General features: G+C 67.8%; 8 protein-coding genes. 2 read left to right on the top strand and 6 right to left on the bottom strand.

Going from position 1 to position 16,412, the window contains the following annotated elements; translation table 11 throughout:
• Positions 1–20: 20 nt before the first annotated feature.
• Positions 21–1,082 (bottom strand): 3-deoxy-7-phosphoheptulonate synthase AroG, encoded by a 1,062-nt coding sequence (gene aroG / locus LZ005_RS16285; protein ID WP_237809335.1) that lies wholly within the window; start codon positions 1,080–1,082, stop codon positions 21–23.
• A gap of 329 nt (positions 1,083–1,411) precedes the next feature.
• Here aroG and LZ005_RS16280 point away from each other — a divergent pair, with 329 nt between their 5' ends.
• Entirely contained in the window at positions 1,412–4,027 is a 2,616-nt protein-coding gene (locus LZ005_RS16280) for a TonB-dependent receptor (RefSeq protein ID WP_237809333.1), read from the top strand.
• 42 nt (positions 4,028–4,069) lie between these two features.
• Here the strand turns inward: LZ005_RS16280 and tldD are convergent, their stop codons facing one another.
• The 3 genes from tldD to LZ005_RS16265 are packed head-to-tail and all read right to left on the bottom strand — an operon-like array spanning position 4,070 to position 10,534.
• Positions 4,070–5,533, bottom strand: coding sequence for a metalloprotease TldD (gene tldD, locus LZ005_RS16275; RefSeq protein WP_237809330.1), 1,464 nt, complete (start codon positions 5,531–5,533; stop codon positions 4,070–4,072).
• A gap of 50 nt (positions 5,534–5,583) precedes the next feature.
• A complete protein-coding gene (locus tag LZ005_RS16270) occupies positions 5,584–6,384 on the bottom strand; it encodes a carbon-nitrogen hydrolase family protein (RefSeq protein ID WP_237809328.1) in 801 nt (266 codons plus the stop codon).
• A gap of 1 nt (position 6,385) precedes the next feature.
• Positions 6,386–10,534 (bottom strand): YhdP family protein, encoded by a 4,149-nt coding sequence (locus tag LZ005_RS16265; RefSeq protein ID WP_237809327.1) that lies wholly within the window; start codon positions 10,532–10,534, stop codon positions 6,386–6,388.
• A 143-nt stretch (positions 10,535–10,677) separates the two neighbouring features.
• Between LZ005_RS16265 and glnE the strand changes: the two genes are divergently transcribed.
• On the top strand, positions 10,678–13,380 hold the full coding sequence (gene glnE / locus LZ005_RS16260; RefSeq protein WP_237809325.1) for a bifunctional [glutamate--ammonia ligase]-adenylyl-L-tyrosine phosphorylase/[glutamate--ammonia-ligase] adenylyltransferase: 2,703 nt from the start codon (positions 10,678–10,680) through the stop codon (positions 13,378–13,380).
• 326 nt (positions 13,381–13,706) lie between these two features.
• Here glnE and LZ005_RS16255 read toward each other — a convergent pair whose 3' ends face one another.
• A complete protein-coding gene (locus LZ005_RS16255) occupies positions 13,707–14,336 on the bottom strand; it encodes a glutathione S-transferase family protein (protein WP_237809323.1) in 630 nt (209 codons plus the stop codon).
• Positions 14,337–14,435: 99 nt separating this feature from the next.
• The gene (locus LZ005_RS16250) at positions 14,436–16,412 is read right to left on the bottom strand and encodes a prolyl oligopeptidase family serine peptidase (RefSeq protein WP_237809322.1); all 1,977 of its coding nucleotides are present in this window, start codon (positions 16,410–16,412) and stop codon (positions 14,436–14,438) included.

The following is a 16,412-nucleotide window of genomic DNA, read 5'->3' as shown; positions in this document are numbered from 1 at the left end:
GATTTATCTTGAGAGAAAGGTCAGGCGTATTCGCGCAGGCGGCGCTGGCGCACGGCCGCGGCCAGGCCTTCGAGCACGCCGACGCTGGCCGCCCAGTCGATGCAGCCGTCGGTGATCGACTGGCCATAGGTCAGCTCCTTGCCCGGCACCAGATCCTGACGCCCGCCGACCAGATGCGACTCGACCATCACGCCGATGATGCGGGTGTCGCCGCCCGCCACCTGGGCCGCGATGTCGGCGCACACCGGCACCTGGTTCTCCGGCTTCTTGCTGCTGTTGGCGTGCGAGGCGTCGATCATCACGCGCGCAGCCAGTCCCTGGGTTGCCATCTGCTGGCAGGCTTGCTCGACACTGGCGGCATCGTAATTCGGCGCCTTGCCGCCGCGCAGGATGATGTGGCAGTCCTCGTTGCCGCTGGTCGAGACGATGGCCGAATGCCCGCCCTTGGTGACTGACAGGAAATGGTGCGGCTGGCTGGCCGCCTTGATCGCGTCGGCCGCGATCTTCAGATTGCCGTCGGTGCCGTTCTTGAAGCCGACCGGACAGGACAGGCCGGAGGCCAGCTCGCGGTGCACCTGGGATTCCGTGGTGCGCGCCCCGATCGCGCCCCAGCTGATCAGGTCGGCAATATACTGGGGCGTGATCATGTCGAGGAATTCGGTCCCGGCCGGCAGACCCATCTCGTTGATGTCACGCAGCAGCTCGCGCGCCATGCGCAGGCCGTCATTGATGCGGAAGCTGTTGTCCATGTAGGGGTCGTTGATCAGGCCCTTCCAGCCGACCGTGGTGCGCGGCTTCTCGAAATACACGCGCATCACGATCTCGAGCTCGCCGGCGAAGCGCTGGCGCTCGTGCGCGAGGCGCTGCGCGTATTCGATCGCGGCCTTGGTGTCGTGGATCGAACAGGGCCCGATCACCACCATCAGGCGGTCGTCCTGGCCGTGCAGGATGCGGTGCAGGGCCTGGCGCGCCTCCGCCACCGTGCGCCCGGCCTCCTCGCTGACCACGAACTCGCGGATCAGGTGCGAGGGCGGCGCCAGTTCCTTCATTTCTCGGATGCGTAAGTCGTCGGTACGGGGCATGGGTTTCTCCAATCAAACGGGTCGGGATAAAAAAAAAGACCGCCCTTGGTGGGCGGTCTCTTGGGATGCTGTTGCGGGCTTGCCTTTGCTTACTGTGTGCACCTGCCGCTCATCCACCGCCCTGGGGCTGGAAAGCTAAAGTAAAAATAGCAGGTAAACCAGATCTGGCGCGTCATACGATGACTCTACACCCTCCGCTTGTCGTTTGGCAAGCGCTTTATTTTGCGCCGCACGATTGATCTGCCGCAGAGGGATCAGACCACATTCTGCAAGACTCGGCGTCTACGCCCGTGCTGTGCACGGCCTTTTACCCATTCTGGAGCCAACCCATGAGACATCGCTTCTTGCTGCGCGCGCTCGCGGCCGGGGCTGCTTTGTGCGCTGCGCAAGCGGCGCTCGCGCAAGCCGAGCAGACCATGACGCGGGTGGAAATCACCGGCACCTCGATCCGCCGCCTGGCGGCCCAGTCCTCGCTGCCGCTGACCACGATCCGCGCCGACGACTTCGCCAAACAGGGCCTGACCACGGCCCAGGAAGTGCTCAACACCATCCCGATGAACCAGACGTCGGTGTCCGGCAGCCAGTCGGTCGGGGCCGGCACGGGCGGCCGCTCGGAGGCCGATCTGCGCGGCCTGGGCAGCAACAAGACCCTGGTGCTGCTCAATGGCCGGCGCCTAGCCAACCACCCGTACGGGGCCGATACGGTCGACCTGAACGTGATTCCGGTGGCCGCGCTCGAGCGCGTCGAAGTGCTGCGCGACGGCGCCTCGGCCATCTACGGCACCGACGCCATCGGCGGCGTGGTCAACTTCATCACGCGCCGCTCGGTCAAGGGCGGGGCCGTCACGCTTGAGGGCGTCAAGCCGCAGGCCTCGGGCGGCGGCGACGAGGCGCGCCTGAATCTGCTGGCCGGCTTCGGCGAGCTCGACACCGACCGCTTCAATGTCTTCGGCGTCGTCGACGTGCACCACCAGGCCGCCCTGCCGGCCACGGCGCGCGCCTTCTCGGCCACCGGCCTGCGTCCCGAGCGCGGCGTGCTGCAGACCAGCGGCACGCCCTTCCCCGCCAACTTCTATTCGGCCAATGACATCAGCGGCAATCCGGCCTTCGCCAGCGGCTGCCTGCCGCCGGCCTCGGTGCCCTCGACCAGCAACCGCACCTGCCGCTTCGATTACACGCGCTTCGTCGACGATATTCCCGAGGCCTGGCAGGAAACCTGGCTCGGCAAGGCCTCCTACAAGCTCAGCGAGACCGACACCGCCAGCCTCGAGCTGCTGCACAGCCGCAGCACCAATGAAACCCATGTGGCGCCGCCGCCCCTGGCCGGCATCGGCCTGACCATGACGGCGGCCAGCCCCTACTATCCGGGGCGCGGCATCACCCCGGCCGTGCCTGGCCTCACCGGCGAAGACCTCGACGTCAGCTGGCGGCCGCTAGTCACCGGGCAACGGCGCGATTTCTCCACCAGCCTGACCGACCGCATCCTCGGCAGCGTGGTCGGCAGCATGGGCGGCTGGGACTATAACGCCGGCCTCAGCTACGCCGAATCGCGCGCACGCAGCGCCTTCCGCGGCGGCTATGTGATCGACCAGCGCATGGTCAGCGGCGTTGCTTCCGGCCTGCTCAATCCGTTTGGCGAGCAGTCGCCGGCCGGCCTCGCCTACCTGAACGACTCGCTGCTGCTGGGCGAATACCTGAACGCCAAGATGCGCAGCACGGCCCTCGACGCCCATGCCTCGCGCGAGCTGGGCACCCTGGCCGGCGGCGCGCTGGCCCTGGCCCTGGGCGCCGAGTTCCGCCACGACCGCGCCACCTACCGCGTCAACCGCGACCTGGCCAGCCAGGCCTCGAGCTCCGGCTATGCGGACGCCAAGGACCAGGAAGGCAGCCGCAATATCGGCGCCGTCTTCTTCGAAATCGACGCGCCCTTCCTGGCCATGCTCGAAGCCAATCTGGCCGTGCGCTACGACCGCTACAACGATGTCGGCGGCAGCACCAATCCCAAGCTCAGCCTGAAGTGGCAGCCGACCCGCCAGCTGCTCGGGCGGGCCTCCTACAACACCGGCTTTCGCGCGCCCACGCTGTACGATCTGCACGCGCCCCAGGTCAGCACCAATACCTCGGATGTCTACAATGACCCGCGCCTGTGCCCGAACGGGGTGGCGGTGCCGGGCGCCAATCCGAACCTGGCCTGCGACCAGCAGCAGACCATCCGCGGCGGCGGCAATCCCAATGTGAAGCCGGAAAAATCGCGCACCTACTCGGCCGGCGTGGTGATCGAACCGATGCCGACGCTGACCCTCAGCCTCGACTACTGGAACATCCGCCTCAAGGACCAGATCAATTCGCTGGCCGAGCAGACCATCTTCGGCGACCCGCTCAAGTACGCGAGCCTGTTCCATTACAACGCGGCCGGCAACCGGCTCGACTATATCGAGGCCACGACCACCAATCTCGGTGAAGTGCGCGCGCGCGGGCTCGACCTGTCGCTGACGATGCGCCTGCCCTACAGCCTGGCGCTGCAGGCGGACGGCACCTATGTCGACCGCTATGCCTACCAGAACGAACGCGGCGGTCCTTACACGGAAAACGCGGGCGTGTATGCGGACGCCTCGCCGGTGTTCCGCTGGCGCCATAACCTGCTGCTGAGCTGGCTGCACGGACCGTGGAGTGTGAATGTGGGCAACCGCTACATGTCGGGCTACCACGACCAAAACGCCGTGGCTCCGGCCTTCCGCCAGAACGTGGGCGCGTATTCGACCTGGAGCCTGGCCGGCAGCTATACGGGCTTTCAGCGCCTGAATCTGACGGTCGGGGTGAAAAACCTGTTCGACAAGGACCCGCCCTACACCAACCAGCACACGACTTTCCAGCAGGGCTATGACCCGCGCTATACCGACCCGCTGGGCCGGACCTTCTATGCGCGCGGCACCGTGAAGTTCTGAGGATGCAGCGCGGGCTCCCGGCCCGCGCCAGGGCGGCGCCGCTTAGCCGGCGGTGCCGCCGACGGTCACGCCCTCGATGCGCAGGGTCGGCTGACCGACGCCAACGGGCACGCTCTGCCCCTCTTTGCCGCACACGCCCACGCCCGAATCGAGGCGCATATCATTGCCGATCATCGAGACCCGCTGCAGCACATCGGGGCCATTGCCGATCAGGGTCGCGCCCTTGACCGGATAGCTGATCTTGCCGTCCTCGATCATGTAGGCCTCGGAGGCCGAGAACACGAATTTGCCATTCGTGATGTCGACCTGGCCGCCGCCGAAATTGACCGCGTACAGGCCGTGCTTGACCGAGGCCAGAATCTCGCCCGGGTCCTTGTCGCCGGCCAGCATATAGGTGTTGGTCATGCGCGGCATCGGCAGGTGGGCAAAGGACTCGCGCCGCGCATTGCCCGTCACCGGCATCTTCATCAGGCGCGCATTCAGCGTGTCCTGGATATAGCCCTTGAGGACGCCGTCTTCGATCAGGGTCGTGCACTGGGTCGGGTTGCCCTCGTCGTCGATATTCAGCGAACCGCGGCGGTCGGCCAGAGTGCCGTCGTCGACCACGGTCACGCCCTTGGCGGCCACGCGCTCGCCGATGCGGCCCGAGAAGGCCGAGGAACCCTTGCGGTTGAAGTCCCCTTCGAGACCATGGCCGACCGCCTCGTGCAGCAGCACGCCGGGCCAGCCGGGACCGAGCACGATGGTCATCGGCCCGGCCGGGGCCGGACGCGCCTCGAGATTGACGAGGGCCGATTTGACGGCCTCGCCCGCGTACTGCTCGAGCAGGGCCTCGCTGAAATAGCCATAGTGGTAGCGGCCACCGCCGCCGGAAGAGCCCATTTCGCGCCGCCCATTCTGCTCGGCGATGACGGTGATCGACATGCGCACCAGCGGGCGGATGTCGGCCGCCAGCACGCCGTCGCTGCGCGCCACCAGCACCACATCGTATTCGCCGGCCAGGCTGGCCATGACCTGCACCACGCGCGGGTCCTTGGCGCGCGCGATCTGCTCGATTTTTTCGAGCAGGCGCACCTTGTCGGCCGCATCGAGCGAGGCCAGCGGATCGTTCGGCAGATACAGGGCGCGGCCGCCGGCCGGCTGCATGCGCCCGGCCACCTTGACCCGGCCGCTGCCGGCGCGCGCGATGGTGCGCGTGGCGGCGGCTGCGTCGAGCAGGGCCGCCTCGGAGATTTCATCGGAATACGAGAAGGCCGTCTTGTCGCCGGCGACGGCGCGCACGCCGACGCCCTGGTCGATCGAGAAGCTGCCGGTTTTGACGATGCCCTCCTCCAGGCTCCAGCCCTCGCTCTTGGTGAACTGGAAGTAGAGGTCGGCGTAGTCCACCTTATGCGAGAACATGGCGCCGAGTGCCTTGACCAGCTTGGCCTCATCCAGGCCAAAGGGCGTGAGCAGAATCTCGCGCGCGGTGGCCAGCGATGACAGATTGGGTTCGAATGGGCTCATGGTGTTCAGTTCAGACTCGGTTACGGCGCATTGTGCCACAAGCGCCGCGATCACATCGTCCGGTGGCGCAGCGCGGGCAGGCTGGCGCGCACGCTGGCGATGCGGGCCGGGTCGAGCGCACCGGCCACCACGCCTTCGCCCTCGGGCAGCACGGCGAGCACCTCGCCCCAGGGATCGATCAGCATCGAATGGCCGAAGGTGCGGCGCCCGCTCGCATGGGTGCCGCCCTGGGCCGCGGCCAGCACATAGCACTGGTTCTCGATGGCGCGCGCACGCAGCAGCACCTCCCAGTGGGCCTGGCCCGTCACATGGGTGAAGGCGGCCGGCAGCACCACCAGATCGACCTCGCCCATCGCGCGGAACAGCTCCGGGAAGCGCAGGTCGTAGCAGATGGCGATGCCGACGCGCGCGAACGGCGTGTCGATCACACCGACCTGGCGGCCCGGCACGATGGTGCGCGCTTCGTCATACGACTCCTCGCCGCGCTGGAAGCCGAACAGGTGGATCTTGTCGTAGCGGCCCACAGCCTCGCCATCGGGCCCATACGCGAGCGTGGTGTTGAGCACCTTGCCCGCTTCGGGCGCCACCAGCGGCAGCGTGCCGCCGAGGAGGTAGATGCCATGCGTGCGCGCGGCCGTGGCCAGCGCCTGCTGGATCGGACCGGCGCCAAGCGGCTCGGCCACGTCCACCTTGTCGGTGTCGCGCACACCCATGATCGCAAAATATTCGGGCAAGGCCACCAGGCGCGCGCCGCGCGCGGCCGCCTCGCCGATCAGGCGCGTGGCCGTGGCCAGGTTCTCGGCCACCGTCGGCCCCGACACCATCTGAATCGCCGCTACCGTCGTTGTCATCTCAGTCTCCTTTGGCGCTGCTGGGCGCGGCCGCCTTGGGCGGGCCCTTGTCCGGCACCGGGGCCAGCTTGCCGCTATCGAGTTTGGTCACCACCGGCGCCTTCCACGGGCCGGCCACCTGCATCTGGTAGGTCAGGGCCTTCATCACCGGCTGGCGCAGGAAAAGCTGGGCCAGCATCGAGGTCACGCCGACCACCGGGTTCACGGCCAGGTACATCAGTGAGCCGGTGCCGAGGTTGAATTCGGGGATCACCACCACATGCAGATTGGTCGTTTCATTGGCGATGTCGATCGCCCCGTCCATCAGCACCGTGGCCTGCACCCCATGCATCTTCAGATTATCGGTGCGCAGGGTGCCGCGCGCGATGGCGGCCGTACCGGCGATGCCGTCGAAGGCCAGGCCCTCGGAGAAGACGTCGTTGAAATCGAGCTTGAGCAGGCGTGGCAGGGCCTGCAGCGACAGCACGCCAAGCAGCTTGGCCGCGCCCGGATCCTGCTTGAGGAACTGGCCGTTCTCCACATTCAGCACCACATTGCCCGACAGGCTGGGCAGGTCGAGCGCATGCGGCAGGCCGTTCCAGGCGAGGTCGCCACTGAGTTTGCCCTTGCCGCGCTTGAGCGTATCGGGGAAGCCGAGCCGCTCGAGCAGCTTGCCAGCGTCGCCGATATCGAGGTTGAAGTTCAGGCTCGTGGTGCTGCTCTTGCCCTCGCCCAGCACCCACTTGCCGGTGCCATCGAGCTTGCCGTCGGGCGTGACCAGGGCCAGTTTATTGATGCGCCACTCGCGCGGCACATTATTGGCCACCAGCTCGAGCCGGCCGAGCTGCTTGTTGGACAGCTCGAAGCGCTCGGCCACGATGTCCAGGGCCGGCATCGAGGCCGTTTTCGAGCTCTCGACGATGTCCTTGACGGCCGCCTCGCTGGCATCGGGAATCAGCAGCGAGGCCAGACGCGCCGTGATCTTGCCCGCGCCCGGCCCTTCGGCATAGGTGATGTGGCCGGAAGCCTGGCGCGCGTCGACGTTGGCTTGCCACACGCCGCGCTGGCGCGTCATGCCGATCACCACATTGTCGATCTTGCGGTCGGCCACGATCATCTCGGTCGCATGGGCGGCCATGATGTCGGGCGCGATATACGGCGTGAAATCGAGCCCGCCCTCGGCCGCCGCACGCGCATCGGGGCGCGCGCTGGCCACGCTGTTGCCCAGGGCGCTCCACTGGTCGACATTCAGGGTCTTCAGATTGACGTTCAGCTGCAGGCCGCTATCGGGCTCCGGCACCGTGGCATTGACGCCGACACCGGCGCGCAGCACGCTCCATTGCTTGCCCTGCTTCTGGCGCTGGTAGCGCGCGCCGATGCTATTGCCAAGCGAGATGCGGATATCGTCGCGCGCCGGATCGGTCGAGCTCAGCACGAAGCGCAGCGGCAGGCTGTCCGGCGCCGCCTTGCGCAGCGGGGCTGGGAAATCCAGGCCCAGACCGGCCAGGCTCGATTCCACATTCACCGTCGTCGCATGGTCCTTGACCAGCACCGAACCGCTGAAGCGCGTATTGCCGCTGATGTGGCCCAGCACGCGCTGCAGGCCCGCCCCCGGATAGGTTTTCTTCAGGCCCTCGGCCGTCATCTGGCCGCCGAAGCGCACCAGGATGGCGCCGTCCTTCTGGCTGCCGCCGCTGACCGTCAGCGGACCACCGAGCATGCTCGCGTTGAGCGTATTGAGGTTGACGCCGCGTTCATTGAATTCGATCTTGCCGCTCGTGCCCAGGGCCGGCGGCAGGTCGTTGAACAGCACGATGTCGTTCCCGGCCAGCTGCAGCGCGCCCTGCACGCGCGTGTCGATCGCATGGTTGAGCGGAATATGCAGCTTCAGCGCCAGCTTGGTATTGCCGCCGGCGCGCGTCTCGTCCAGCACATGGCCGGTGAAGTCGGCCACCGGGCTGGCCGCCACATACTTCATGAACTCCTGCAGCGGGCCGCTGGCGCTGCCGTCGATGTCGAGCATCAGATCGTGCGCCAGCAGGTCCGCCACCACGGCCGTCACCTTGTTCAGACTGACGCCGAGCGTGCGCGCCGTGTCGCCCTTGATCTCCATGCGCGCGCGGTCGAACACGATGCTGCCATTGATCTTGTCGGCCACGGGCCAGAGCGGCGCCTTGCCGTCCTTGGCGAATTCGCCGGGTACATAGTTCAGACGCGCGTTTTCCAGCTTGCCGGCCACGCGGAATTCGCCATGCGGCTTGTCGGCCGGGGCGGCAAACGGGAAGTGGGCCAGCTCGCCGCGCAGCTTGAGCGTGGCGTCCTTCAGCACGCCCGCCTCGAGCGCGCGGGTCAGCCAGGCCTGCAGGTCGGCGCCGGTGGCGCTCGGCAGCCAGGCGCCGACCTGGTTGATCTCGAAGCGGCTGATGCTGCCGTCGATGTCGACGGTGCCGAGCGGATTGGGCGCCTGCGGGTCGAGCGGCAGCAGGTGGCGGCCCTGCAGCTGCAGCTTCATCGGCCCGCGCGTGAGCACCAGCTGGTCGGCCTGGAACAGGAACTGGTTCTTGGCCTCGTAGCTCCAGCGCGACTTCATCGTCGCCGTGTCGAACTGCAGGTCCGGCTCGATCATGTAGCCGGGCAGGTGCAGCATCAGATTGCGCGAATCGAGCTGCAGGCTGCCGCCCTTCTCGCTGGCGTCGATGCTGCCGCTCAGGCCGGCGAAACCGGGAATCGCCGGCGCACCCGGCAGCGCCGGGCTGGTGGCCGTCTTCGGCTGCGGCGCGCGTGCCGGCTGGGCCTTCAGGGCCAGATCGGCCAGCTCGGCCTTGAGCTTGTAGCTGCTGATGGCCGGGTAATGCCCTTCCCACTGGGCGCTGACATTGCGCAGCTGGCCGCGCGGCTCCAGATCGGCCAGCAGCTGGCGCTGCGAGGGCGACAGCGGCAGCTGGGCCGCCAGTTCGGCGAAGGTGGCCAGATCGACCAGCTTGGCCGTCAGTTCCACCCGCGCCGGCTTCTTGCCGTCGGCCTCGTAGTAGGTTTCGTTCAGGGTCGTCGGCGGCAGGCTCAGGCCATCGCGCGTGAGGACCGAAAAATTCTCCAGGCCGATGCTGTGGCCATGCGCGCCAAAGGTCGGCAGGCCCTCGGCCACGCCGAGCTTGATGGTTTCCTTGGCCGACAGACGGCCCGCCACCTGCACCAGATCGAGGGCCGGCAGCTCCGGCGCCAGGCGGGCCTGGACATCGGCCAGCTGCACATCGGCCGTGATGCCGGCCAGGCGCGCCTGGTCGAGGCTGATCCAGGCACGCACGGCGCCGCGCCCGCTCTGGACCGCGAACGGATAGTCGACATAGGCCTTCCAGGCGGCCAGATCGCTGCCGCGCACATCGGCGTACAGCTCGCCCTTCCAGCGCGCGACGTCGGCGATGCGGGTGGCAAAGCGCGGGTGGCTGAAGTCGGCGCGCACATCGACCGGCTGGCCGAGGGCGGCCGGCGGCGTCGCCTGCAGCGCGAACTGGTGGTGGGTCCAGCGGTTGCGCAGCACCAGATTGAGCTTCTCGAGCACCAGTTCGGGCGCGCCACGTTTCTGGTCGGTCCAGTGCACGCGGCCATCGCGGATCACGACTTCGTGCTGCTGCAGGGCCCAGTCGGCACCCTGGCCCTGGCCCTGGGCCGTATCGAGCACGATGCCGGCCACCTGGATACGCCCATCGGGGCGGCGCAGGATGTCGAGGTCGGGGCCGATCAGTTCCAGCTGCTGGAAGCGCACGTCGAGGGCCAGCACGCTCCACCACGAGACCGTGGCCGACACGCTCGGCAGGTGCAGCAGCTGGCGCCCGGCGGCGTCGTGCAGGCGCACATCGCCCAGGAAGAAATTCGGGCGCAGCCCGTTCCAGGACGCGTAGATGCGCGCGATCGAAACCGGATTGCCGAGCGCGCGCCCGGCCATGCGTTCGATGTCGGCTTTGTACAGATCGATATTCGGCAGCACCGCGTAGCGCAGCGCCAGAAAGGCCAGCGCAAACAGGAAGTAGACCAGGGCCACTGTCTTGACAGCGAAGCCGAGCGCATGGTGCGAGACCCGGTTGGCCAGCCGATAGGCCGCGCGCAGGCGGCGCCAGCGTTCGGCCAGGTGCGGGTGGTGCCCATGTTCCGGATTGTGCAATGCGTCGCTCAAGGTGCTCGCCGTGTTCAGTCTGTCATCAATAAGAGAGCGCTTGCATCAATGCCGCCATCACCTTACCATCGATTCCGCCCCGGCTGCCGGGGCGGCCCATTTTACCCCATCCGCGCCTTCCTGAACGCCGCATTCCGCCCGCCATGACCGCCCCCGATCCCCTGCTCGCGTCCCGTTTCTACCAGCGCTGGCTGGCCGCCGATCCCGCCCGTGCCGACCAGGTCGCCACGCTGTGCGAACGGCCGCTGCACACGCACGATCTGGACGCCCTGCTGGCGGCCGAACAGGCCGGCGGCCTGCCCCTGCCGCGCGCGCTGCGGCGCCTGCGCAATCTGCTGATCTGCGGGCTGATCCGGCGCGACCTGCTCGGCCAGGCCGATCTCGACGAAGTGCTGGCCACCACCACGGCCCTGGCCGATTTCGCCATCGCGCGCAGCTATGCCAGCGCCTATGCCGAGCTGGCGGCCACCCACGGCCTGCCGACCGGGCACGAGTCCGGCAGCGTTCAGGAGCTGCTGGTGCTGGCGATGGGCAAACAAGGCGGCGGCGAGCTCAATGTCTCGTCCGACATCGACCTGATCTTCGTGTATCCCGAAGACGGCGACACCGCGGCCGGGCCCGGCCAGCGCGGCCTGTCCAATCACGAATTCTTCACGCGCCTGGGCAAACGCCTGATCGCCGCGCTGTCCGAGATCACCGAGGACGGCTATGTGTTCCGGGTCGACATGGCGCTGCGCCCGAACGGCGCCTCCGGTCCGCTCGTGGCCAGCCTCGCGATGGTGGAGGAATACCTGATCGTCCAGGGGCGCGAATGGGAGCGCTATGCCTGGCTGAAGGCGCGCGCCGTGACCGGCAAGCCGATCGACATCGCCGCGCTCGACGCCATCGTGCGGCCGTTCTGCTTCCGCCGCTATCTCGATTTCGGCGTGATCGAATCGATCCGCACGATGCACGCGCAGATCCGCGCCGAGGTCAAACGCCAGGAGCGCCTGCATCCCGAGCGCAGCAATAACGTCAAGCTCGGGCGCGGCGGCATCCGCGAGATCGAATTTCTGGCCCAGGTGTTCCAGCTGATCCGCGGTGGGCGCGATCCGGCCCTGCGCGAACGCTCGACCCGGCGCACCCTGGTACTGCTGGGCGAGAAAGGCCTGCTCGCGCCCGAGGTGGTCGAGCGCCTGCTCGAGGCCTACCGCTTCCTGCGCAATCTCGAGCACCGCCTGCAATACCGCGACGACGCCCAGACCCACAGCCTGCCGCCCAGCGCCGACGAGCAGGCCATCGTCGCCGCCATGATGGGCCTGCCCGACACCGAAAGCCTGCTGGCCCGGCTCGAAGCGGCGCGCAGCTACGTGGCCGCCCAGTTCGATGCGATCTTCGCCGACAAGGCCGAGGACAGCGACAGCAGCGCCGACGACGCCGATCTCGCCAGCAGCGAGACCCTGGCCATCCAGCTGGCCGGACTCGGTTTCGACCAGCCGGCCGAGGCCGCGCAACGCCTGGTCGCCAGCTGGCAGGCGCCGCGCCTGCAGGCCATGCCCGAAGCGAGCCGCCAGCGTCTGCAGAGCCTGATCAACCAGGCCCTGCCCCTGATCGCCGCGCGCGCACGCCAGTCGCATCTGGGCAGCGCGGCCGCCACGCTCGGGCGCCTGCTCGATTTCTTCGAGAGCATCGCGCGCCGCGCCGCCTACCTGTCGCTGCTGACCGAGTATCCGCACACGCTCGAACGCGTGATCGCCATGATGCACGCGAGCGCCTGGGCCGCCACCTTCCTCAGCCAGCATCCGATCCTGCTCGACGAGCTGCTCGACGCCCGCGTGCGCCAGGCCGCGCCCGATCTGGGCGCCTTCGCGGCCGAGGTCCAAGGCCAGCTCGACGGCGCCGACGGCGACACCGAGCGCCAGATGGACATCCTGCGCGAGGCCCACCACGCCCAGCTGTTCCGCCTGCTGGCCCAGGACCTCGCGGGCGAGCTCAGCATCGAGCGCCTGGCCGACCACCTGTCGGCCCTGGCCGATACCCTGGTGGCGCTGGTGGTGCGCGCCGCCTGGCGCAGCATCCCCAAGCGCCACCGCGAAGAGCCGCGCTTCGCCGTCATCGCCTACGGCAAGCTGGGCGGCAAAGAGCTCGGCTACGTGTCCGACCTCGACGTGATCTTCCTGTACGACGACGACGACCAGGACGCGCCCGCCCTGTACGCACGGCTGGCGCAACGCTTCATCACCTGGATGACCTGCCCGACCTCGGCCGGGATCCTGTTCGATATCGACACCGCGCTGCGGCCCGACGGCGCCAGCGGCATGCTGGTCTCGACCGTGGCCAGCTTCGAAAAATACCAGCAGCAATCGGCCTGGGTCTGGGAGCACCAGGCGCTGACGCGCGCCCGCTTCTGTGCCGGCGACAGCGCGATTGGCGCGCGCTTCGAACAGATCCGCGACAGCGTGCTACGCCAGGTGCGCGAGCCGGCCGCGCTGCGCGACGCCGTGCTCAGCATGCGCCAGAAGATGCACGACGCGCAGCCGAACCGCGGCGCGCAGTTCGACCTCAAGCAAGACGCCGGCGGCATGATCGACATCGAGTTCATCGTCCAATACCTGGTGCTGCGCTATGCGAGCACCTACCCGCAGCTGACCGCGAACGCCGGCAACATCGCCCTGCTGCACGCCTGTGGCGAGCTCGGCCTGATCGACGCCACGCTCGCGCGCAGCGTGGCCGACGCCTACCGCGCCTACCGCAAGCTGCAGCACGCCGTGCGCCTGCAAGGCCAGGACGCCGCCCGCATCGACCCCGACCAAGTAATCAAGCACACCGACGCCGTCCGCCTGCTCTGGCAAATCCTCTTCGAATAGCCGACATCCTGAACGGTGTCAGGTCCGGCAATCGGACATGCCGGAACTTTCGTGGCCAATGCTGGTCGTTCTCCGTGCGCGACACGGCCTGAGGCCAAAAGTTCTCAAATGTCCGATTGCCGGACCTGACACCGTTCGGTTTCTGGACGCCGCCCGCATCTGCCCCGACCAGTGATCAGGCACACCGCCGTACGCCTGCTCTGGCAAGTCCTCTTCGAATAAGCGAGATCCTGAACGGTGCCAGGTCCGGCAATCGGACATGCCGGAACTTTCGTGGCGATTGCTGGTCGTTCTCCATCTGCGACACGGACTGAGGCCAAAAGTTCTCAAATGTCCGATTGCCGGACCTGACCCCGTTCGGTTTCTCGGGGCATGGCGTGGAAGCGGGGTAAGGCTTCGATGCGGGTGAGCCAGGCGCGCACCTGGGGATATGGTGTCAGGCTGATGCCGCCTTCGTCCGCGACCGCGGTGTAGGAATACATGGCGATGTCGGCCAGGCTCGGGGCTGCGCCGGCTAGCCATTCTCGCGCGCTCAGCTCGCTTTCCATCACCTGGTACAGGCGCGCGGCCCGCGCCTGCGCGTCCTCGGGATTGTGCTTGCCGCCGAACAGGCGGTTGGCGCGCGCCGCCGCTGGTCCGAATGCGAGCATGCCGGCCGCCGCCGACAACCAGCGCTGCACTTGGGCCTCGCCCGCGGGATCGTGCGGCAGCCAGGCGCCGCCGCCGTAGCGCCGCGCCAGGTACACGAGGATGGCGTTGGAATCGGCCACGATCGTGCCGCCGTCGTCGAGCACGGGCACCTGGGCAAACGGGTTCAGGGCGGTGAACGCGGGCGTCCGCTGCTCGCCCTTGAACAGGTCGATCTGGCGCCGCTCGTACGCCAGCCCGAGCAGGCTCAGCATCAGCTCGGCGCGGTGGGCGTGGCCCGAGCGCGGATAGGTGTAGATGGTGATCATCGGCGTTCTCCTTTCTTGTTGAGAACGCCAGTGTGGCGCAGCCCGCCGCGCCCTTGAAGACGCGGCGCGCTCAATTCATTCTTTCGCCACTCGCAATAATCACCGGCCGATGTGCTTGTCGAGGAAGTCGGCCACGCGGCTCCAGAAGTCGATATTCGTTTCCTTCAACTTCCAGCCGTGGCCTTCGTTCGGGTATTCGATCCACTCGACCTGGGGATTGTGCGCGCGGATGGCGTCGCGGAAGGCGAGGCCATGGATGATGGGCACGCGCGCGTCGGCCCCGCCATAGGCCAGCAGCAGCGGCGCCTTGATGCGCGCGGCCTGGACGATCGGCGAGGTGGCCTGCAGCTGGGCTGCGTCCTTCTCGCGGTCGCCGATCCACAGCGGCAGCTGGTAGGCGCGCGCCTCGGGCCCCATGTCGCCCCAGTTCACGCTGTACATCAGCTGAATGTCGGTGACGCCGACCCAGTTGACGCCGCAGCGGTAGAGATCGGGATCGTTGACCAGGCCCATCAGCGTGGAATAGCCGCCGTAGCTCGCGCCGGCAATGCAAATGCGCTGCGGATCGGCATAGCCTTGGGCGATGGCCCAGCGTGCGCCGTCGGCGATGTCGTCCTGCATCTTCAGACCCCACTGCTTCCAGCCGGCGCGCTCGTGCGCCTTGCCGTAGCCGACGCTGCCACGGAATTCGGGCTCCAGCACCGCATAGCCGCGCGAAGCGAGGAACTGCACTTCGCGGTTGAAATTCCAGTCGACGCCGCGCACCGAGGGACCGCCGTGCACGAGCATCACCAGCGGCAGCTTGTTCGGCGCGACGCCGCGCGGCAGCGTCAGGTAGGCGGGAATCTCGAGCCCGTCGCGCGCCTTGTAGCGCACGAAGCGTTTGTGCGCCATCTTGGCCGGGTCGATCTCGGGATGCAGGTCGCCGATTTTGATCAGCTTGCGTGTCTCGGTGTTCAGCAGGTGCAGCTCGCCGGGCTGGACGTCGGAGCGCGAAAACACCATCACATACGGCACCTCGGCGCGGTAGGGCTGGCGGATCAGGTTCTCGGCATTCGGAAACGCGAGGTCGACCTGCTTTTGCAGCGCCGCCATGGCCGGATCGAACCAGGCGCTGACCATGCGGTCGGCCTCGACCGCGACGCCGTGCACGGCCTGGCTGGTCACCAGCAGCTCACCGGAGAAATCGAAATCGGGCAGCTCGACCACGGGTTCGTCGGCGACCTTGTTCGCCTTCAGGTCGAACGGATACAGCGCATACTTGTCGCCCTTGCGCGCCCGCACGTACAGGGTGCCATCGGGACCGATGCGCACCGGCTCGACCGCATCCTCGCGCCAGCTGTCGTATTCGGCGATCACGCGCCAGGCGCCGCTGGCCGGCTCGCGGTAATGGATGCGGGTGATGTTCTTTTCCCAGGACATGGCCACGCGCGGCTCGCCCTGCGGATCGACATACCAGCGCCGCACGGGACCGGGGCGCGGCAAGGTGATGGCGGCGCCGCTGCGGGTGTTCACGCGCAGCAGATTGACGGCGTCGACGCGCTCGCCGCTGAACACGGGCTCGAGCACGAAGATGTCGTCGGTGTCCATCCGGCCGACCGGCGCCAGGAACAGGTCCCACAGGGGCAGCACGGTGCGCGGCCCGGAACTGGGCGGCAGCTCGAGGCGGGTGATCAGGGTGCGCAGATTGCTGCCGTCGCGGTCGACGGCGAACAGGCCGGGCGCGCGCGACCATTCGCCGATGGCTTCCTTGCGGTCGCCCAGGCTGAACACGAGGCGCCGGTCATTGACCCAGCTGAAGCTGGCGATGTCGCCTTCGGCCATGGCGGCCACGACAGTCGGCACGCGCGTCTCGACGTCCATCACGGCCAGCTTGATGCGCTCGTCCTGGGCGCTGTACAGCATGGCCACGTGGCGCCCGCTCGGCGACAGCGCGGCGCGCGCAAACGCGGCCGGCTGGAAGAAGCTGGCCACGGGCAGGCTGCGCGCGGCCGGCACATTCACCTTCGGTATCTCGTCGGCCTGCGCGAGCGCACAGGCGGCGGCCATCAGCAGCAAACTCAGCAGGCGTGCCAT

The organism is Massilia sp. TS11, from assembly GCF_022012445.1.
GTDB lineage: Bacteria > Pseudomonadota > Gammaproteobacteria > Burkholderiales > Burkholderiaceae_D > Telluria.
Note: the sequence above shows the minus strand (reverse complement) of the source record. Positions and strands in the feature narration are given on the sequence as shown.